This is a genomic window from Micromonospora sp. CPCC 205561 (assembly GCF_036906775.1).
In the GTDB taxonomy this organism is placed as follows: domain Bacteria; phylum Actinomycetota; class Actinomycetes; order Mycobacteriales; family Micromonosporaceae; genus Micromonospora.
On the sequence record NZ_JBAKHV010000041.1, the window covers coordinates 1 to 19,514 of the forward strand.

19 protein-coding genes are annotated in these 19,514 nt (G+C 75.1%); 10 read left to right on the forward strand and 9 right to left on the reverse strand.

Features of this window, described 5'->3' with window-relative positions; all coding sequences use genetic code 11:
* The 3 genes from V6V16_RS20330 to V6V16_RS20340 form a co-directional block, all read right to left on the reverse strand.
* Positions 1-1,058: ATP-binding protein (locus V6V16_RS20330; protein WP_334564330.1), on the reverse strand; the 1,058-nt coding region annotated here is incomplete at its 3' end.
* 85 nt (positions 1,059-1,143) lie between these two features.
* On the reverse strand, positions 1,144-1,755 hold the full coding sequence (locus V6V16_RS20335; protein ID WP_334564401.1) for a TetR/AcrR family transcriptional regulator: 612 nt from the start codon (positions 1,753-1,755) through the stop codon (positions 1,144-1,146).
* 220 nt (positions 1,756-1,975) lie between these two features.
* A complete protein-coding gene (locus V6V16_RS20340; protein WP_334564332.1) occupies positions 1,976-2,746 on the reverse strand; it encodes an SDR family oxidoreductase in 771 nt (256 codons plus the stop codon).
* Between the two features lie 135 nt (positions 2,747-2,881).
* Here V6V16_RS20340 and V6V16_RS20345 point away from each other — a divergent pair, with 135 nt between their 5' ends.
* Entirely contained in the window at positions 2,882-4,102 is a 1,221-nt protein-coding gene (locus tag V6V16_RS20345) for an acetyl-CoA C-acetyltransferase (RefSeq protein ID WP_334564334.1), read from the forward strand.
* Positions 4,103-4,197: 95 nt separating this feature from the next.
* On the opposite strand, the gene V6V16_RS20350 is transcribed toward V6V16_RS20345, so the two are convergent.
* From V6V16_RS20350 to V6V16_RS20375, 6 genes are all read right to left on the reverse strand, one after another.
* On the reverse strand, positions 4,198-5,481 hold the full coding sequence (locus V6V16_RS20350; protein WP_334564336.1) for an ABC transporter substrate-binding protein: 1,284 nt from the start codon (positions 5,479-5,481) through the stop codon (positions 4,198-4,200).
* Between the two features lie 82 nt (positions 5,482-5,563).
* Positions 5,564-6,679 (reverse strand): branched-chain amino acid ABC transporter permease, encoded by a 1,116-nt coding sequence (locus V6V16_RS20355; RefSeq protein ID WP_442934117.1) that lies wholly within the window; start codon positions 6,677-6,679, stop codon positions 5,564-5,566.
* The gene (locus tag V6V16_RS20360) at positions 6,676-7,554 is read right to left on the reverse strand and encodes a branched-chain amino acid ABC transporter permease (protein ID WP_334564339.1); all 879 of its coding nucleotides are present in this window, start codon (positions 7,552-7,554) and stop codon (positions 6,676-6,678) included. Before V6V16_RS20360 ends, V6V16_RS20355 begins: the two co-directional genes overlap by 4 nt.
* Before the next feature lie 25 nt (positions 7,555-7,579).
* Positions 7,580-8,302 (reverse strand): ABC transporter ATP-binding protein, encoded by a 723-nt coding sequence (locus V6V16_RS20365; protein WP_334564342.1) that lies wholly within the window; start codon positions 8,300-8,302, stop codon positions 7,580-7,582.
* On the reverse strand, positions 8,299-9,084 hold the full coding sequence (locus V6V16_RS20370; RefSeq protein WP_334564345.1) for an ABC transporter ATP-binding protein: 786 nt from the start codon (positions 9,082-9,084) through the stop codon (positions 8,299-8,301). The genes V6V16_RS20365 and V6V16_RS20370 overlap by 4 nt, the downstream gene beginning before the upstream one ends.
* Positions 9,085-9,280: 196 nt before the next feature.
* A complete protein-coding gene (locus V6V16_RS20375; protein WP_334564405.1) occupies positions 9,281-10,120 on the reverse strand; it encodes an alpha/beta hydrolase family protein in 840 nt (279 codons plus the stop codon).
* Positions 10,121-10,350: 230 nt separating this feature from the next.
* On the opposite strand from V6V16_RS20375, the gene V6V16_RS20380 reads away from it, so the two are divergent.
* The 9 genes from V6V16_RS20380 (at position 10,351) to V6V16_RS20420 (ending at position 19,513) form a co-directional block, all read left to right on the forward strand.
* Complete coding sequence (locus V6V16_RS20380) at positions 10,351-11,565, forward strand: hypothetical protein (RefSeq protein ID WP_334564347.1); 1,215 nt, start codon at positions 10,351-10,353, stop codon at positions 11,563-11,565.
* On the forward strand, positions 11,558-12,142 hold the full coding sequence (locus V6V16_RS20385) for a hemerythrin domain-containing protein (protein ID WP_334564349.1): 585 nt from the start codon (positions 11,558-11,560) through the stop codon (positions 12,140-12,142). The genes V6V16_RS20380 and V6V16_RS20385 overlap by 8 nt, the downstream gene beginning before the upstream one ends.
* Before the next feature lie 254 nt (positions 12,143-12,396).
* Positions 12,397-13,188, forward strand: a complete 792-nt coding sequence (locus tag V6V16_RS20390; RefSeq protein ID WP_334564352.1) for a shikimate dehydrogenase family protein — start codon at positions 12,397-12,399, stop codon at positions 13,186-13,188.
* 255 nt (positions 13,189-13,443) lie between these two features.
* Positions 13,444-14,316: an STM4015 family protein gene (locus V6V16_RS20395; protein WP_334564354.1), complete on the forward strand. Its 873-nt coding sequence runs from the start codon at positions 13,444-13,446 to the stop codon at positions 14,314-14,316.
* On the forward strand, positions 14,317-15,270 hold the full coding sequence (locus V6V16_RS20400; protein WP_334564356.1) for an STM4015 family protein: 954 nt from the start codon (positions 14,317-14,319) through the stop codon (positions 15,268-15,270).
* Between the two features lies 1 nt (position 15,271).
* On the forward strand, positions 15,272-16,423 hold the full coding sequence (locus tag V6V16_RS20405; RefSeq protein ID WP_334564358.1) for an STM4014 family protein: 1,152 nt from the start codon (positions 15,272-15,274) through the stop codon (positions 16,421-16,423).
* A complete protein-coding gene (locus V6V16_RS20410) occupies positions 16,411-17,214 on the forward strand; it encodes an STM4013/SEN3800 family hydrolase (RefSeq protein ID WP_334564360.1) in 804 nt (267 codons plus the stop codon). Before V6V16_RS20405 ends, V6V16_RS20410 begins: the two co-directional genes overlap by 13 nt.
* Entirely contained in the window at positions 17,211-18,533 is a 1,323-nt protein-coding gene (locus V6V16_RS20415) for an STM4012 family radical SAM protein (protein ID WP_334564362.1), read from the forward strand. The genes V6V16_RS20410 and V6V16_RS20415 overlap by 4 nt, the downstream gene beginning before the upstream one ends.
* Positions 18,530-19,513, forward strand: coding sequence for an STM4011 family radical SAM protein (locus tag V6V16_RS20420; protein ID WP_334564364.1), 984 nt, complete (start codon positions 18,530-18,532; stop codon positions 19,511-19,513). The genes V6V16_RS20415 and V6V16_RS20420 overlap by 4 nt, the downstream gene beginning before the upstream one ends.
* Position 19,514 lies beyond the last annotated feature (1 nt).

Below are 19,514 nucleotides of genomic sequence, written 5' to 3' on the forward strand. Positions count from 1 at the left end.
TGCCCGGCCCGGCGCAGCCGGTGCCCGGCCCCGTCGAGCACGCCGGCGAGGAGCAGGTGCGCCGCGCGCCGGGCGGCCAGCGGCGCGGCGGCGCGGACCACGGCGCGCACGAGGGGCTGTGGAAAGGTGACCCGGCGCGGCCCGACGCGCACCAGGCCGGCGAGCTCTGCCGGCGCGAGCGCCTCGACGGCGGCACCGGCGACCCGGGCGGCCCGGGCCAGGGTGGCCACTTCGCCGTCCTCGTCGAGCGCGGCGAGCAGCAGCACCCGCCGCGTGTCGGCCGGCAACCGGTCGAGCCGGGAGCGGTGGGCCCGGCCGAGCCTGCCCTCGGGCGGCGGCGCCTCGGGCAGCGGTTCCTCCCCCCGGCACTGCCCCGGGGTGAGCACCTCGGCCAGGTCGACCAGCGCCTGGGGGTTGCCACCGGCGGCGGCGTTGAGCGCGGCGGCCACCGGCGGCGCGGGCGGCCGTCCGGCCATCCGGTCGGCGAGCACGGCGGCACCGTCCGCGTCGGCGAGCGGCCGGAGCCGGTGCTGGGGTATGCCGTCGAGCGCGACGTCGGTGGTGGTGGTGAGCAGGACCGCCACCCGGTTGCGGCGCAGGCGGCGGGCGACGAACGCCAGCGCGTCGGCGGTGGGCCGGTCGCCCCGGTCGACGTCGTCCACCGTGCACAGCAGCGGGCGCTCCCGCGCGGTGGCGGCGAGCAGGTTCAGCACGGCCAGGCAGAGGGCCAGGCGGCGGTGGGCGGGGCAGCCCGCGCCGGCCAGCGCCCGCAGCAGCACCCGCCGCTGCTCCTCCGGGAGCGCCCCCGCCCGGTCGAGCACCGGGTCCAGCAGGCGTTGCAGTCCCGCGTACGGCAGGCTCGCCTCCTCGGCGAGCCCGGCACCGGCCAGCACGGCACAGCCCTCGGCCTGCCGGTGCGCGTAGTCGACCAGCGCCGTCCGGCCCGAGCCCGGCTCGCCCTGGACCAGCAGCGCTCCCCCGCCCCCGGGCAGGTCGCCGAGCAGGCGGCGAATCGCGGCGCACTCCTCGGCGCGGCCCCGCAGTACGGTTATTTGCACTGACGATGCAGTAACCATGGATCGAGTGTTACCTATTGGTAGCCCGTTGGAAAGGGCACGGAGCGCCTCGGCGCCCGATCACGCGTCAGCGCGCCCCGATGTCGGCCAACAGGGCGGCGACCGTCCGGGCCATCACCGCACGGGCCTGGTCCACGCCCAGCCCCAGCCCGTCGCGCAGCATCGACCAGGCCGACCACATGCTCGCCGCCACCAGGGCGTTCACCACCTGCTCCCGGGCCGGGCCGGCCTGCGCCAACTCGGCGGCGAAGAGCTGCTCCACCTCGTCGCGGACCCGCTCGATGTGCTTGAGGCGGTTGCGGTGCAGCTGGTCGGAGACCGGCTCGCGCATCTGGGCGGCCCGTGCCGACGGGGCGATGAGCTGGAGCAGCCGGGCCCGCTGCCGGCAGTACGCGTCGACCCGCCTGGGCAGCGGCAGCGCGGGCGAGATCGGGCGGTAGGCGGCGTCCTGCTGCCGCAGCAGCTCCGCGCCGCTGGCCTCGAAGAGGGTCTCCATGTCCTTGAAGTTCGTCCAGAGCGTGCGCAGCGAGATGCCGGCCCGCTCGGCGATGCGCTCGCCGGTCGGCCGCAGGTCACCCTCGGAGATCAGCGCCAGGTGCGCCTCGACGATGGCCGCCCGGGTGCGCTCGGCCCGAGCGGTCCGGCCGTCGACCCGGACCGGCGCCTCGGCACCGCCCATCCGCGTCCGCCCCCTCATCCCCGCCACGTCGCCCGCACCGCCCCGCCGAGTCTAGCCAGGTCCCGGCACGCCCCTGCGCGGCCGGTCCACCGGCACGCCGCGATCGTCGCGGCGCGCCGATTCCCGCCGGCCGGGCCGATCCCGCCCGCGATCGGGCCGGCCGCGCCGTCCCGCCCCGGGGCCGGCGGCCCGGCGGCCGACCCGCCCCCACCGGGCGCGCTCATCCGCTCAGCCGGCCGGCGAGGCCGACCCCGCCGTCGAGCACCAGGGTCTGCCCGGTGATCCAGGACGCGTCGTCGGAGGCGAGGAAGGCGACCGCCCCGGCGACGTCGTCCGGCAGCCCCAGCCGCTTGAGCGGGTACGCCCGGGCGGCCTCCTCCTCGCGCCCCTCGTGCAGTGCGGCGGCGAAGCGCGTCCTCACCACCGCGGGGGCGACCGCATTGACCCGGACGGTCGGGGCGAGCTCCACGGCCAGGCAGGCGGTGAGGTGGTCGACCGCGGCCTTGCTCACGCCGTAGAAGGCGATGCCGGGCGACGCGGTGCGCCCGGCGATCGACGAGACGTTGACGACGCAGCCGCCCCGGGCCCCCATCCCGGCGGCGCAGACCTGCTGCACCCAGCCGAGCGTGCCGACGACGTTGACGTCGAGGATCTTGCGGGCCGCGGCCGCGTCCAGGTCGACCAGCGGGCCGTACGCCGGGTTGATGCCGACGTTGTTGACCAGCAGGTCCACCGGGCCGAACGCCTCCGTCACGGCCTCGACCGCCGCCCGCCGGTGCCCCGCGTCGTCGGCCCGGCCGGCGACCGCCACCGCGCGGGCCGGCCCGCCGAGCGCCGCGACCGCCTCGGCCAGGGCCTCCTCGTGCCGGGCGGTCACGCCCACCCGGGCGCCCTCGGCGACCAGCCGCCGGGCCACGGCCAGACCGATGCCCCGGCTGGCGCCCGTGACGAGGGCGACCCGCCCCGCGAGCCGCCCTGAATCTGCATCCACGATGCAGATAGTAGGAGGCGCGGTCACGGCCGTCAACGACGGAACATCGATGGACGCGTCACACTCCATTGACAGACCGGCGCACTAACAGCACTGTCGATGCAGATAGTTGCCCGCCTCGGAGAGGACGTCGTCATGCCCGAAGCCGTCATCGTCGCCGCCGCCCGGTCACCGATCGGGCGAGCCCGCAAGGGGTCCCTGCGCGACCTGCGCGCCGACGACCTGGCCGCGACCATCGTGCGCGCCGCCCTCGACCAGGTACCGGCGCTCGACCCGCGGGAGATCGACGACCTGATGCTCGGCTGCGGGCAGCCGGCCGGCGAGCAGGGCCACAACCTCGCCCGGGTGGTCGCCACGCTGCTCGGGCTGGACCAGCTGCCCGGCACCACCGTCAACCGGTACTGCTCGTCGTCGTTGCAGACCACCCGGATGGCCCTGCACGCCATCCGCGCGGGCGAGGGAGACGCCTTCCTGTCGGTGGGGGTGGAGTGCGTCTCCCGCTACGACCGGGGCCGTGCCGACGGGCACCCCGGCAGCACCAACCCCGCCTTCGCGGAAGCCCTGGGCCGTACCGCCGCCAGGGCCGCCGGTGGCGTGCCGGGTTGGCACGATCCGCGCGAGGACGGCGAGCTGCCGGACGTCTACGTCGCGATGGGGCAGACCGCCGAGAACGTGGCGCGGCTGCGCGGGGTCTCCCGGCTCAGCCAGGACGAGTTCGCCGTCCGCTCGCAGCTGCTGGCCGAGAAGGCGATCGCCGACGGCTTCTGGGCCCGCGAGATCACCCCGGTCGCCGTGCCCGGTGGCGCGGTGGTCGCCGCCGACGACGGGCCGCGTCCCGGGGTGACCCTGGAGGCGGTGGCGGCGCTGCCGCCGGTGTTCCGGCCCGACGGCACGGTGACCGCGGGCAACTGCTGCCCGCTGAACGACGGCGCCGCCGCGCTCGTCGTGATGTCGGACGTACGGGCGCGGGAGCTGGGTGTCACCCCGCTGGCCCGGATCGTCTCCACCGGCCTGGGCGCCCTCTCCCCCGAGATCATGGGCCTGGGTCCCGTGGAGGCGTCCCGGCACGCGCTGCGTCGGGCCGGCATGTCCATCGGCGACGTCGACCTCGTGGAGATGAACGAGGCGTTCGCCGCGCAGGTGCTGCCGAGCGCCCGGGAGCTGGGTGTCGACTGGGACCGGCTGAACGTCAACGGGGGCGCGATCGCGGTCGGCCACCCGTTGGGCATGACCGGTGCCCGGATCACCACCACGCTGCTCAACTCGCTGCGCTGGCACGACCAGCAGATCGGGTTGGCGACCATGTGCGTCGGCGGCGGCCAGGGCATGGCGATGATCGTCGAACGGCTGAGCTGACGCCGGACGCCGGCACCCGCCCCGCCGCCCGACGACCGGGCGGGCCCGGCGGCGCCGGCGCGGTCACCGGGTGACCGTGCCGGCGCCGCGCCTCATCAGGAGGCCGTCGGGATGCCGTTGGCCGGCGGGGCCACCGCCGGTGCGGTGTACTCGCGGACCGGCCCGTCGCCCTCGTCCGTCTCGTACGTCGGCCCGAAGTAGGTCTGCACCCCACCGCTGACCCGGTTGAGTCGCTGCCCGCCGTAGCCGGAGTGGTCGCTCTCGGAATAGCGCAGCGGGGCCAGCCCCGGGCCCTGGTAGCCGCCCTTGCCGACCGCCTCCAGCACCGACTCGCGGGTGAGGTCCTTGCCCGCCGCCTGGAGCACCTGGACGAAGAGGTAGCCGACCGCCATGCCGTAGACGGTGTTGCCGTCGAACGGCGCGTCCGCGTTGTGCTCCTTGTTCACCTTCGTGAAGAGCTGGATCCACGGGTTGGCGGCGTCGTTCTGCATCGGCAGGTAGTTGGCGCCGATCATGCCCTCCAGCAGCCCCGCGTTCTCGCCGAGCTGCTTGGCGAGGGTCGGGTGGTCGGCGCCGACGTTGGAGACGATCCACTGGGGCTTGAAGCGCAGCCGGGCGGCGGTGCCGACGGCCAACGCGGTGAACCCCGGCACGGTGGCGAGGACGACGACCTCGCACCCGGCCGCCTTGAACGCGCCGATCTGGGGCGCCACGTTGGGGTTGCTGGTGACGTACGTCTGCTTGGCCACCACCGCGCCCGCGCCCAGCACCTTCTCCACCCCGACCAGGCTGTCCCGCCCGAAGTCGTCGTCCTGGCCGAGGAAGCACACCTTGCGCCCCGGCAGGCTGGTCTTCACGTGGTTGGCGAGGATCTTGCCCTCGACGGTGTAGTCGGGGTTGAACCCGAACGTGCCCGGATACCGGTCGGGCTGGTCCCAGCTGCGGCTGCCCGAGGCGACGAAGAGGTCGGGCACCCGGTTGCTCTTGAGGAAGTCCAGCACCCCGCTGTGGGTCGGCGTGCCGAGCCCGTTGAGGACGGCGAAGACCTTGTCCTGGAGGACCAGCTGACGCACCACCTGCTGGGTGTTCGCCGGGTTGTACCCGTCGTCCATCACCTTGTAGGTGATCTTGCGGCCGTGCACGCCGCCGTTGGCGTTGACGTAGTCGAAGTACGCCTTGGTGGCCGGGGCGATCTTGGAGTACCCGGCCGCGGCCGGGCCGGTGAGCGGCATGTGGGTGCCGACCACGATCTCGCTGTCGGTGACGCCGGGCACCGGCCCGCGGCCTCCGCCGCCGCCGTCGTCGCTACAGCCGGCGGCGGTGACGAGCAGGGTGAGGGCGCTGGCGATCGCGAGAGCGCGTCGTGTCGAGGGTGGCATGTGGACACCGACCTTTCCTCGGTCCGGTCATTCGGTGATGGGGCGGGTGGGGCGAGGTACGCGTCCGGTGGACCCGGACCGTTCAGGAGCGTCGCCGGCGCGGCAGGCGGGCGGCCAGGGCCCGGCCGAGCCGGGCCACCAGGCCCTGCACGCCGCCGGGCGCGGCGATCATGACGACGATCAGCGTCACCCCGAAGATGGCCAGCGGCAGGTTGCCCTCCATCCGCTGCGCCGCAGCCGGTGAGAGGCTGAGCCAGTCGGTCAGGGCGTGGGTGAGATCCGGCAGGGCGACCAGCAGGACGGCACCCCAGAGCGCACCGGCCAGGCTGCCCAGCCCACCGATGACGACGGCCATCAGCAGGAACAGCGAGAGCGTCAGCGAGAACGCCCCGGGCGACACGCTCTGCGCGAGCACCGCGAGCAGGGCCCCGCCGAGGCCGGCGCAGGCGGCGCTGACCACGAAGGCGAGGACCTGGGTGCGGGCGACGTGGATGCCGGCGAGACGGGCGGCGACCTCGTCGTCGCGGACCGCGCGGAAGGTGCGGCCGTAGCGGCTGCGCACGAGGTTGGCCAGCAGCAGCAGGGCGAGCAGGGTGGCCGCCGCGGTGACCCAGAGCTGCCACCGCTCGTAGGGGAAGTAGGCGCCGAGCGCCGCCGGCGAGGGCTCGACCGGCACCGCCAGCCCCTGCTCCCCGTTGAACACGCCGTCGAAGGTGACGGCCAGCGCCGGCACCACGACCGCCACGGCCAGGGTGACGCCGGCCAGGTAGGGGCCGCGCAGCCGGGCCGCGGCCACCCCGACCACCGCGCCGACGCCGAGTGTGGCGACGACCGCCGCGGCCAGCGAGACCGGCAGCAGCCAGCCGCCGGTCATCCCGGCGTCGGCGAACGCGTTCTGGCACAGGGCCGTCGTGTACGCCCCGGTGGCCATCAACGCGCCGTGCCCCAGCGAGAGCTGGCCGTTGAGGCCGGTGAGGACAGTCAGCCCGGCGGTGGCGCAGAGGTAGGCGGCCACCGTGGCGAGCTGGAAGTTGCGGAACGGCTCCAGCCCGTAGCTGGCGGCCACCAGCAGCAGCGCGGCGACCGCCGCGAGGCCGAGGTGCCGCAGCAGGGTCGAGCCTCGGCGGGGGTCGGCCGGTCCGGCGTCGGCGGCGGGAACGCGGGCCTGCGGCGGAGTTGCCGCCCGGGTGGCGCTCACACCCGCCTCGCCGTGACCGGTGCGAAGAGGCCGCCGGGGCGGACCAGCAGCACCGCCAGCAGCAGCACCAGCACCGCGAGCGGGGTGAGGTCGCTGCCGGCGTACCCGCTGACGTAGGAGAGCAGCAGGCCGACCGCGAGGCCACCGACCACCGCGCCCGGCGGACTGTCCAGCCCGCCCACCACGGCGGCGGTGAACGCCGAGACGAAGACCAGGTCCATCGCGTGCGGGTGCAGGCCCAGCTCGGTGGGGATGACCAGCATGCCGGCCAGCGCACCGACCCCGGAGGCCAGCGCCCACCCCAGGGTCAGCATGCCGCCGACGTTCACCCCGAGCAGCCGCGACACCTCGGGGGCGAAGGCCGCCGCGCGCATCCGCAGCCCCACCGCCGTCCGGGTGAAGGTCCAGGCGAGCGCGACGACGACCACCCCGACCGCGGCGAAGACGAAGAGGTCGTACGGCGAGACGACGGCGAGCCCGCCCACGGTCAGCGCGGACCGGGAGAAGGGCGCCCCGGCCGGCAGGAACTCGCTGCCGTAGACCATGCCGAGGACGGCCTGGATCAGCAGCACCAGCCCGAGCGCGACGATCACCGGGTTGAGCGGCGACGCGTGGTCGACGAAACGCATCACCGCCACGTCGACCACCGCGCCGAGGAGCAGCCCGGCGGCGAGCGCGGCCAGGAAACCCAGCCAGTACGAGCCGGTCGCGGCGGAGACGCTGTACGCCACGTAGGCGGCGGCGACGGCCATCGCGCCCTGGGCGAAGTTGACGATCCGGGCCGCCCGCCAGATCAGCACCAGGGCCAGGGCGAACGCGGCGAGGACCGCGCCCCTGGAGAGGCCGTCGAGGGTGAGGAAGACGAAGCGGTCCAACGGTCCTCCCGCGGGGACGAGGTGGTCAGAAGCCGAGGTAGGCGTGGCGCAGGTCGGCGTCGTCACGCAGCCGCGCCGCCGGGGCGGTGCTGACGACCCGGCCCAGGGACATCACCACCCCCTGGTCGGCGACGGAGAGGGCGCTGCGGACGTTCTGCTCGACCAGCAGCACGGTCAGCCCGGTGTCGTCGCGCAGCCGGCGCAGCAGCGCCATGGTCTGGGCCACGACCCGGGGGGCCAGGCCCAGCGACGGCTCGTCGAGCAGCAGCAGGCGGGGCCGGCCGACCAGGGCCCGCCCCAGGGCGAGCATCTGCCGCTCGCCGCCGGAGAGCTGGTGCCCGAGGTGGCGGCGGCGCCGGGCCAGCGGCTCGAAGAGCTGGTAGACCTCGTCGAGGGCGCGGGCGGCGTCGGCCCGGTCGCGCCGCCACAGGCCGCCGAGCCGCAGGTTCTCGTCCACGGACAGCTCGCCGACCACGCCGCGGCCCTCCGGCACGTGGGCCATGCCGCGGCGCACGAGCTGCTCCACCGGGACGCCGCGCAGGTCCTCCCCGGCCAGCACGACCCGGCCGGCGACCGGACGCAGCATGCCGGAGAGGGTGCGCAGCAGGGTGGTCTTGCCGGCGCCGTTGGCCCCGACCACCGCCGCGATGGTGCCGCGCGCGACGGTGAGGTCGATCCCGTGCAGCACCGGCGCGGCCCCGTAGCCGGCGACCAGGCCGCTCACCTCGAGCAGGCCGTCGCCGGTCATGCCGCGGCCTCGTCGACCGCGGCGCCCAGGTAGGCGTCGGCGACCGCCGGATCGTCGCGCACCTCGTCGGGGGTGCCGGTGGCGATCACCCGGCCGAAGTCGAGCACCACGATCTCGTCGCAGACCGACATCACCAGATCCATGTGGTGCTCCACCAGCAGCACGGCACACGGGTCGGCGTCGCGCCGGGGCAGCCCCCGGATCAGCTCCGCCAGCTCGGCGATGTCGTCGGCGCCCAGCCCTCCGGCGGGTTCGTCGAGCAGGAGCAGCCGGGGACGCGCGGCCAGCGCGCGGGCCAGGGCGACCCGCTGGCGTACGGCGAAGGGCAGCGTGCCCGGAGCGGCGCCGGCGTGCCCGGCGATGCCCAGGCCGTCGAGGACGTCGAGGGCGTGCCGGCGCAGCCGGCGCTCGTCGCGGTCGCTGCGCGGCAGGCCGAGCAGGGCGGCGAGGAATCCGGCGCGGGCCGTGTGGGTGGCCCCGGCCATCACGTTCTCCAGCACGGTGAGCCCGGCGAAGAGGCCGGTGCCCTGCAGGGTGCGGGCGATGCCGTGCCGGGTCAGCTGGTGCGGGCGCGGGCGCAGTGCGCGGCCGTCGAGGCTCAGCGAGCCCGAGTCCGGCGCGACGAAGCCGCAGACGACGTTGAACAGCGTGGTCTTGCCGGCCCCGTTGGGCCCGATCACGCCGACCACCCGGCCCGGGGGCACCCGCAGCGAGACGTCGTCGAGGGCGGTGAGCCCGCCGAAGCGCACCCCGATCTGGTGCAGTGCGAGCCCTTGCTCCATGACCCGTCCCCCCGGCAGCCGCCAGTATTTACACTGGGAGTGTACGTTTCTGAGATGCGCCGTCAATACCTCCGACGTCCCGGGCGCACGCGCTCGTCGGTCGCCGCCCGACGGGCACGGCGACCGACGATCTGCGCACCGACCGGGCGGCCACGCGCCGCGGGGCGGCCGCGGGTGGCGGCCGCCCCGGGGAGCGTCAGGCGCTCGGGCAGGTGTTGCGGTACTCCTCGACGGCGGAGCCGCTCGGGCCCGGGCAGAGGAACTGCTCGTAGCGGGTGTCGTCGTCGACGAACCGCTTGAGCCAGGCGACCGCCTGCCGGGCCGTCGGCGTGTTGACGGACTGCGGGAAGAAGTGGCTCGCCCCGTTGAGTTCCAGGTACGCCTTCTCCGACGCTGCCGGGATGGTGTTGTAGAACGGCTCCGAGTGCGACGAGACCGGCGCGACGCTGTCGCTCTCGCCGCCGATGATCAGCGTCGGCACCCGGACGTCGGACCAGGACTTGTCCAGGTTCCACGGCGCGAGCGGCACGGCGGCCTGCAACGACGGCCGCGCGACCGCGGCCTCCAGGCTGCCGCCGCCGCCCATCGAGTGGCCGGAGACGGCGAGGCGGCTGGCGTCGATCCGACCGCGTACCGAGCTGCGCTGCGTCAGGTAGTCGAGCGCGGCGAGCAGCTGCCGGCCCCGGCTGTCGGGCTGGTCGAGGCGGCTGTTGGTCTCGATGCCGATCACCACGAACCCGTGCGAGGCGATCCGCGGCCCGAGCCAGTCGATGCTGGACCAGGCGGCGGTGTAGCCGGGCGAGATGGCGACGGCGCCGAAGGTGCCCTCGCTGGTGCTGGTGGGGTAGTAGATGACGCCCCCGCCGAAGCCCGTCACGCTGAGCGAGGAGACGCTCTGCGACGAGGTGGCGAACGGGCCCCTGCTCGCCTCCAGCAGCGCGACGGTCGGAGCGGGGCCGCGCTCGTACGGGTTGGCGGCGGCGCTGGCGGCGGGCGGGGCGGCCAGCGCGCCCGTCGCGGCCAGCGCGGCGGCCATGGCCAGCCCGGCGGCTCGGCGGGCGAAACGGGGACGGGTGGTGGTGGTTGCTGATGACACGTCGGGAACTCCCTACGGGACGGGGCATATCGACTCGCATCAGTCTTCGGCGGTGGCGACGGGCCCGCATCGGTGAAATCACCAGTCCCGGGAGGGAAAACCGCGGTGGGCCGTTTTCGGCCGGACTGTCGGGGTACGGCAGGAACACCCCGGCCGTATGAGGAGATGACGTGTTCAATCCGCTGGAGCACAAGGGAATCCCACTGGAGAGCCAGATCCGCAACTGGCGTGAGCTCAACGTGGAGCCGATCGACCCGGAGGCGGTCGACCCGTACACCCGCTGCCGCATCATCACGATGAACGGCATCGAGGTCGAGGCGATCAACTTCCAGCACCAGTTCGCCCGCAACTGCCCGGACCAGGACGTCCGCCGGCAGCTGGCGTACGTGCGCTACCTGGAGAGCCAGCAGCAGCGGGTGGTGAACTGGCTGCTGCCCGGCGTGGCGAGCGTGCTGGAGACGACGCTCGGCTACGAGCAGGTCGCCGTCGACCTGACCGCTTGGGTGGCCCGGCACGAACCGGACCCCTACCTGAAGCAGGGCTACGAGTTCGGCGTCCTGGAGGACTTCGACCATCTGTACCGCTACGCCAACCTCTACGAGATGGTGGAACGCCGCAAGGCCGAGAAGATCGTCGACGGCCTGACCGAGGTCATGCCCGGCCGGCCCACCATCGTGGAGCACCGGCACCCGTTCGACGAGGTGCGCACCCCGTACGACCGCAACACCGTCGACCCCCGCTCGAAGCTGCACGCGCTGACCATCCTGTCGGCCGAGCAGCAGGTCATGTTCTATTACATGAATGTCGGCCCGCAGTACATGGAGCCGATCGCGCGGCAGCTCTACCAGGAGATCAGCCTCATCGAACAGGAGCACGTGACGCACTACGAGTCGCTGCTCGACCCGGGCGAGAACTGGTGGGAGCGGCTGCTCACCCACGAGTACAACGAGTGCTGGCTCTACTACTCCTTCATGACGCAGGAGACCGACCCGCGGATCAAGGCGGTGTGGGAGCTGCACCTGCAGATGGAGTTGGCGCACCTGCAGCAGGCCGCCGACCTGCTGCGCCGCCACGACGGTCGCGAGCCGGAGGAGATCGTGGGCAACGCCGGCCTGCCCGAGCCGCTGACCTTCGAACCGAACAAGGAGTACCTGCGACACCTGCTCGCCACCCAGGTCGACCTGAACAAGATCGGCGAGGGGTACGTGCGGGAGGCGCACGAGCGGTTCGAGTCGATGCAGCAGCAGCTGCACGGCGGCCAGAAGCCGCCGAGCGAGCAGGTCATCGACATGCACCGGGAACGCTTCGGCGACGAGTACCGCATCGAGACCGAGGGGCCCCACCCGGTGGAGTCGCTGCGTTCGCGGGGCGGCAGCCATGCGTGACAACGGCACCCCGGCCACGCCCGGTCCCGAGGAGGACGTCGTCGACCTGCTGCTGGCCCAGCACGCGCAGATCGAGCAGCTGTTCCTGCTGGTCATCGGCAGCACCGGAGAGACCCGCCGGGAGGCCTTCGACGACCTGGTCAAGCTCCTCGCCGTGCACGAGACCGCCGAGGAGGAGGTCGTCCACCCGATGGCCCGGACCCTGCCCGTCGGTGGCGGCGACGCGATGGTCGACGAGCGGCTCGCCGAGGAGCGTCAGGCCAAGGAGACGTTGCAGACCCTGATCGCCGGCGGTGTCGACGCCGACGGCTTCGACACCGGGATCATCCTGCTGCGCGACGCCGTGCTCGCCCACGCGCGCTACGAGGAACGCCAGGAGTTCCCGATGCTGCGCCAGCACCTGCCACCCGACCGGCTGCGCACGATGGCCGGCGCGGTGCGCATGGCGGAGGCGACCGCCCCCACCCGGCCGCACCCGAGCACCCAGTCGGCGAAGGGCAACCTCGCGTTGGGGCCGGCGCTGGCGGTCATCGACCGGGTGCGCGACGCCCTGCGCAGACCCTCCTCCAGCGGCTGAGCCCGCCGGACACACCCACCTGCCGCGCCCACCCGACCAACCGGCCGGGTGGGCGCGGCGCGTCCGTCCCGGTGCGACGGAGGCGGCCGACCCCCGGCGCGTCCCGACGCCGCCCCGGCCAGCCACGACCCGTACCCGTCGTGGCCGGCCGTCGCGTGGACGGCCCGCGCCGGGGCGGGCGCCGCGTCACGTAGGGTCGGCAGCGCCCCGGTCCGGCCGCGCCCGGACGTCCCCTGCCCACCCGGAGCCGACCGATGACCGAGATTGGCGGAGCCACCAGGGTGTACGCGCTGCTCGGCGACCCGATCGCGCAGGTCCGCGCCCCCGGGCTGCTCAACCCGCTGCTGGCCCGGCGCGGCACCGACGCGGTGCTCGTCCCGGTGCACGCGGCCCCGGCCGACCTCGACCAGGTGGTGCGGGGCCTGCAGCGGGTGGCGAACCTGCACGGGATGCTCGTCACCGTGCCGCACAAGGCCGCCGTCCTCGCCCTCGCGGACCGGGCCAGCGGGCGCGCCCGCCTGGCCGGCAGCGCCAACGCCCTGCGGCGCGAGCCGGACGGCACCTGGAGCGCCGACACCTTCGACGGGGACGGCTTCGTCCGCGGGCTGGCCGCGGCCGGGCACCACCCGCGGGGTCGCCGGGCGTGCGTGGTCGGCGCGGGCGGGGCGGGCAGCGCCATCGCGGTCGCCCTGCTCGACGCCGGCGTGGCGGAGCTGCGGCTCAGCGACACGGACCCGGAACGACGGGAGACGCTGCGGCGGCGGCTCTCGGCCGCGTACCCGGGCCGGGTCCGCGCGACGGCGCTACCGCTGCTGGCCGACGCCGACCTCGCCGTCAACGCCACGCCCCTGGGGCTGCGCCCCGACGACCCGCCGCCGTTCCCGGTCGCCGAGCTGCCCGCGGACGCCCTGGTCGCCGACATCATCATGACGCCGGCGGAGACCGCGCTGCTGGCCGAGGCTCGCGCGCGGGGACTGCCGGCGCATCCCGGCGAGCCGATGCTCGCCCACCAGCTCGACGCCTACCTCGCGTTCTTCGGTCTGTGACCGGCCGCCGACCGGTGCGGCACACCCCGTGACCGCCGCCCGCCGGGGACCGTCACGTCCGCTGCCCGCGGGTGGGCCGCGGGCGCACCACGATGGCGTCGGGGTGGGAACCGGTCGGCGGCCGTCGCTGATCATCATGTCGCCCGGACCTGTTACCGTCGCGCCGCCGCTGCACCAGTCGGACCGGAGGTAGGCGTGATCAATTCGCACGTGTCGTCGTTCGTCGGATTACCGGTAGTGACCTTCACCCCGGGAATGACACTCCCCGACGACCCCTCGGCGGTCGCCTGGCGGCTGGAGGTCGAGGAGCACGACGCGGATCCGGAGGAGTTCGCCGCCCTGGTGGCGGCGATGCGCGAGCAGGTGCCCGCCGACGCGGTGCGCGCCCTGGTGATCGGCGAGTGGGGCGAGGCGTACGAGCGGCCGCTGCCCGTCGGGACGCTGGTCGAGGCCGCCGGGGAGTGGACCGGGCTGCGGGCGGTCTTCCTCGCCGACCTGACGTACGAGCAGTGCGAGATCTCCTGGCTGACGCACGGCGACATCACCGGGCTGCTGGCGGCGTACCCGTCGCTGGGGGTGCTCTGGGTGCGCGGCGCGCAGGGCCTGCGGCTGGAGCCGATCCGGCACGCCGGGCTGCGCGAGCTGCGCTTCGAGTCCGGCGGGCTGCCCGCCGTGTTGGTCCGCGCCGTCGGCGCGTGTGAGCTGCCGGCCCTGCACCGGCTGGACCTCTGGCTCGGCAGGCGCGACTACGGCGGCGACGCGGGCGTCGAGGACCTGGCCGGAGTGCTCTCCGGTGCCGGCCTGCCGGCGCTGCGGTACCTCGCTTTGGGCAACGCCGAGATCGCCGACGCGGTGGCGGCGGCCGTCGCCGACGCGCCGGTCGTCCCCCGGCTGGAGGCGCTCGACCTGTCGAGGGGCACGCTGACCGACGAGGGCGCGAAGGCGCTGCTGGCCGGCCAGCCGCTGACCCACCTGACGCGGCTCGACCTGCACCACCACTTCCTCTCGGAGGAGATGGCCGCCGCCGTGGTCGCCGCGCTGCCGGGCGTGCAGGTCGACCTGGCGGACCCGCAGACCGCCGAGGAGTACGACGGCAAGCTCTACCGCTACACCGCCGTCGGGGAGTGAGTGGCGTTGACCTTCGGTTCCCACGCGCAGCACTTCGCCGGCCGCCCGGTGGTGGACGTCCCCGTCGACGGGCCGCTGCCCACGGTGGACGGTCCGGTCTCGTGGCGGTTCGCCCTCTGGCACTTCAACGAGACCACCGAGTACAAGCTCTCGGAGGAGTTCCGCGTCGCGTTCGACCGGTTCGTCGCGCAGGCCGGGCCGTCCGTGGAGTCCCTGGTCATCGGCTCCTGGGGCTACGCGGCGTTCCACACCGCCCCGGTCGCGCAGCTCTGCGCGGCGGCGTCGCGCCTGCCCGCCCTGCGTGCCCTGTTCCTCGGTGACATGACTGTCGAGGAGTGCGAGGTCTCCTGGATGAAGGTGGGCGACGTCAGCCCGCTGCTGACGGCGTACCCGCAGCTGGAGGTGCTGCGGGTACGCGGCGGCGAGGACTTCGCCTTCTCCCCCGTGCGGCACGCGCGGCTGCGGGAGCTGGCGGTGGAGAGCGGCGGGCTGCCCCGGGCGTTCGTCGGCGCGGTGCTCGACTCCGACCTGCCCGCGCTGACCGACCTGGAGCTGTGGCTCGGCACCCCCGACTACGGCGGCGACACGCAGGTGGCCGACCTCGCCCCGCTGCTGGCGGGGGAGCGGTTCCCCGGGCTGCGCCGGCTCGGGCTGTGCAACTCGCAGATCGCCGACGACCTCGCCGCGGCGCTGGCGTCGGCGCCGGTGGTGCCCCGGCTGGAACGCCTGGACCTGTCGATGGGCACGCTCGGCGACGAGGGCGCGGCGGCCCTCCTGGCCGGGCAGCCGCTGACCCACCTGGCGGAGCTGGACCTGTCCCACCACTACCTGGCGGAGGAGACGGCCGCGGCGCTGGTCGCCGCGCTGCCGGGCGTCCGGGTGGACGTCTCCGACCCGCAGGAGCCCGACGAGTACGACGGCGAGAGCTACCGCTACACGGCGGTGTCGGAGTGACATGCGCCTGACCGTCGTCGGCAACCCCGGCAACCGTCGGGTCGACCTCTTCACCCGGGCGGTCGTCGACGCCGGCCTGCCCAGGCCCGCCGTGCTGCCGTGGCTCGACGTGCTGACCGGGGCGGCGCCACCGGGGGCCGGGGCGCTGGTCCGGGTCGACTCGCCCGGGGAGGACGTGGAGGTGGACCGGCTGCTGCGCCGGTCCGCCGTCCCGGCCCGCCACGGCGAGCTGGTCGGCCTGGCCGACACGTACGCCGGGCTGCTGCGGGGCCTGGACCGGGTCGCCGCCGGCGGCGCGGAGCTGCTCAACGACCCCGGGGACGTCGCGGTGCTCTGCGACAAGCGGCGCTGCCACGCGCGGCTGACCGCCGCCGGGGTGCCGGTGCCGGCCGCGCTGCCGGCCGTGCGCGGGTGGGAGGAGCTGCGGGCGGCGATGGCGGCGGCCGGCTGGAGCCGCGTCTTCGTCAAGCCCGCGCACGGCTCGTCCGCCGCCGGGGTCGTCGCGCTCGCGGTGGCCGGGCGGCGGGTGCAGGCCGTGACCACGATCGAGGCCACCCCGGACGCGCTGTTCAACTCGCTGCGCCCCCGCCGCTACACCGACGAGGCCGAGGTCGCCGCGATCGTCGACCGGATCGCCGGGGAGGGCCTGCACGTGGAACGGTGGCTGCCCAAGGCGGGCCTCGGCGACCGGGTGGTCGACCTCCGGGTGGTGGCGGTGGCCGGGCGGCCGACCCACGCCGTGGTGCGCGCCGCCCGGGGGCCGCTGACCAACCTGCACCTGGGCAACGCGCGCGGCGACCTCGCCGAGGTGCGCGCGGCGGCCGGACCGGCGGCCTGGGCGGCGGCGATGGAGACCTGCGAGCGGGTCGCCGGGTGCTTCCCCCGCACCCTCCACGTCGGGATCGACCTGATGTTCCTCGTCGGCTGGCGACGGCACGCGGTGGCCGAGGTCAACGCCTTCGGCGACCTGCTGCCGGGGGTGCTCGCCGACGGCCGGGACAGCTACGCCGAGCAGGTGCGCGCCCTGACCGACGGCCGGTGGCACCGCTGGCGGGCGGCGGCCGGGCAGACACCGACGGGCGACGACGCGACGGGGCAGACCCCGACGCGCGGGGACGCGGCCGGGCGGGAGGTGCTCGCGTGCGGAGCCTGATCGGCAGCCACGACCTGCTCCTGCTCACCCTCGACACGCTGCGCCACGACGTCGCCGCCGACCTGGTCGCGCGGGGGCGCACGCCGCACCTGGCGCGGGCGCTGCCCGGGGGCCGGTGGGAACGCCGGCACTCCCCCGCCAGCTTCACCTACGCCGCGCACCACGCGTTCTTCGCCGGTTTCCTGCCCACCCCGGTCACCCCCGGCCGGCACGAGCGGCTGTACGCGGCGGCGTTCCCCGGCAGCGAGACCTCGGGCGCCGACACCTGGGTCTTCGACGCCCCGGACCTGCCCACGGCCCTCGCCAGCGTCGGCTACCACACCCTCTGCCTGGGCGGGGTCGGCTTCTTCAACCGACGCAGCCCGCTCGGGGCGGTGCTGCCGGGCCTCTTCGCCGAGGCGCACTGGGAGCCGGAGTTCGGGGTCACCTCCCCCACCTGCCTGGACGCCCAGCTCGACCGGCTGGCCGAGGTGCTGCCCCGGGTGCCGGCGGAGCGTCCGCTGTTCACGTTCCTCAACGTCGCCGCCCTGCACCAGCCCAACCGGCACCACCTGCCCGGCGCGCAGGCCGACGACCTGGCCAGCCACGCCGCCGCCCTGGAGTACGTCGACGGCCGGATCGACCGACTGTTCGCCCTGCTCACCGGCCGGGGGCGGCCGGTCTTCGCGATTGTCTGTTCCGACCACGGCACCGCCTACGGCGAGGACGGCCACACCGGCCACCGCATCGGCCACGACGTGGTGTGGACCGTCCCGTACGCCCACTTCACCCTGCGACCGGGAGAATGGTGACCAGCACCGACACGGGCCTCGACGGCTCGCCCTACCAGCAGTACCTCTACGCGTACCCGCACAAGACCTCCTACCGGCCGCTGCGGCCCCGCCCGGCGCTGGCGGACGTGTGGCGGGCCGAGGCGCGCGAGGCGCTCTTCCTCTACGTGCACGTGCCGTTCTGCGAGATGCGCTGCGGCTTCTGCAACCTGTTCACCCGCGCCAACGCGCCCGCCGAGCAGGTGACGGCGTACCTGCGGCAGCTGCGCCGGCAGGCCGGGCGGGTCGCCGACGCGCTGGGCGACGACGCCGGGTACGCCCGCGCGGCGCTCGGCGGCGGCACCCCCACCTACCTCACCGCCGACGAGCTGACGGAGCTCTTCGCCGTCGCCACGTCGATGGGGGCCCGGCTGCCCGGCGTACCGCTGTCGGTGGAGACCTCGCCGGCCACCGCGACGCCGGACCGGCTCGCGGTGCTCGCCGCGCACGGCACCACCCGGGTGAGCATCGGCGTGCAGAGCTTCCTCGACGCCGAGGCCCGCGCCGCCGGCCGCCCGCAGCGCCGCACGGAGGTGGAGGCGGCCCTGGCCGCGATCCGCGACGCCCGGATCCCCGTGCTCAACATCGACCTGATCTACGGCATCGACGGGCAGAGCGCCGACACCTGGCGGCGGAGCCTCGACGCGGCCCTGGCGTGGCGCCCGGAGGAGCTCTACCTCTACCCGCTCTACGTGCGCCCGCTGACCGGGCTCGGGCGGCGGGCGCACGGCCGGGCCGACTGGGACGCGCAGCGGCTCGCCCTCTACGAGCAGGCCGTGGCGACGCTGGGTGCGGCCGGCTACCGGCAGGAGTCGATGCGCCAGTTCCGCCGCGCCGACGCGCCCACCCCCGACGGGCCGGACTACTGCTGCCAGGACGACGGCATGGTGGGCCTGGGCTGCGGCGCGCGCTCCTACACCACCTCCCTGCACTACTCGTTCGACTACGCGGTCGGCGTGTCGCAGGTGCGCGCGGTGCTCGACGACTACCTGGCCCGCCCGGCCGACGACTTCCGGTACGCGGAGTTCGGCTTCCCCCTCGACGGCGCCGAGCAGCGCCGCCGCTGGCTGCTCAAGTCGCTGCTGCGGGTCGAGGGAGTCGACGCCACGGCCTACCGGGCCCGGTTCGGCGCGTCCCCCGCGGACGACTTCCCGGAGCTGGGGCGGCTGGCCGAGCGGGGCTGGGCCGACGACGGCGGCCTGCGGCTGACCCCGGCCGGGCTGGCCCGCTCCGACGCGATCGGCCCGTGGCTGACCTCGGCCCGGGTGCGCGACGCGATGACCGGGTACGTGCCGAGGTGAACCTGGCGATCCTCTACCGGGGGCCGCTGGCGAGCTGCAACTACGACTGCCCGTACTGCCCGTTCGCCAAGCGGCACGACCCGCCGGAGCTGCTGCGCGCCGACCGGGCGGCGCTGGAGCGGTTCGCCGGCTGGGTGGCGGCCACCGGTGACGTGCGGCTGTCGGTGCTGTTCACCCCGTGGGGCGAGGGACTGACCCGCAGCTGGTACCGCGACGCGATGGTGTCGCTGTCGCACCTGCCGCACGTCGAGCGGGTGGTCATCCAGACCAACCTCGCCGCGCGGGTGGAGTGGCTGGCCGACGCCGACCCGCGCGCCGCCGCCCTCTGGGCCACCTACCACCCCGGTCAGGTCGAGCGGGACCGCTTCCTGCGCCGCTGCGCCCGGCTGACCGAGCTGGGCGTCCGCTACTCGGTCGGGGTCGTCGGCCTGCCGGAGCACCTCGCCGAGGCGCGGGCGCTGCGCGCCGCCCTGCCCGCCGAGGTCTACCTCTGGGTGAACGCCGCCGAGGGCCGGCGCTACGACGCCGACGAGGAGGCGACCTGGACGGAGCTGGATCCGCTCTTCGGCTACAGCGTCCGCCCGCACGTCTCGCTCGACCGCCCGTGCCACGCGGGAGAGACGGCGATCTCGGTGCTCGGCGACGGCACGGTACGCCGCTGCCACTTCGTCGACGAGCCGATCGGCAACCTCTACGACGGCTCCTGGCGCTCGGCCCTGCGGCCGCGTCGCTGCCGCAACGCGGTCTGCGACTGCCACATCGGGTACGTCCACCTCAAGCCGCTCGGCCTGCGCGACGTCTTCGCCGGTGGGGTGCTGGAACGCATCCCGGCGGCCTGGCCGCCGGCACACCCGCCGGCGGGGGGCACCGCGCCGGGGCGGCGACAGGTGCCGCTCGCCGCGCCGCGACGGCGCCCGGTGGCGCTCCCCACGCCGGGGCCTCGACCCGACCGGAGCCCGCCCGGGCGGCACCGCGACTGAG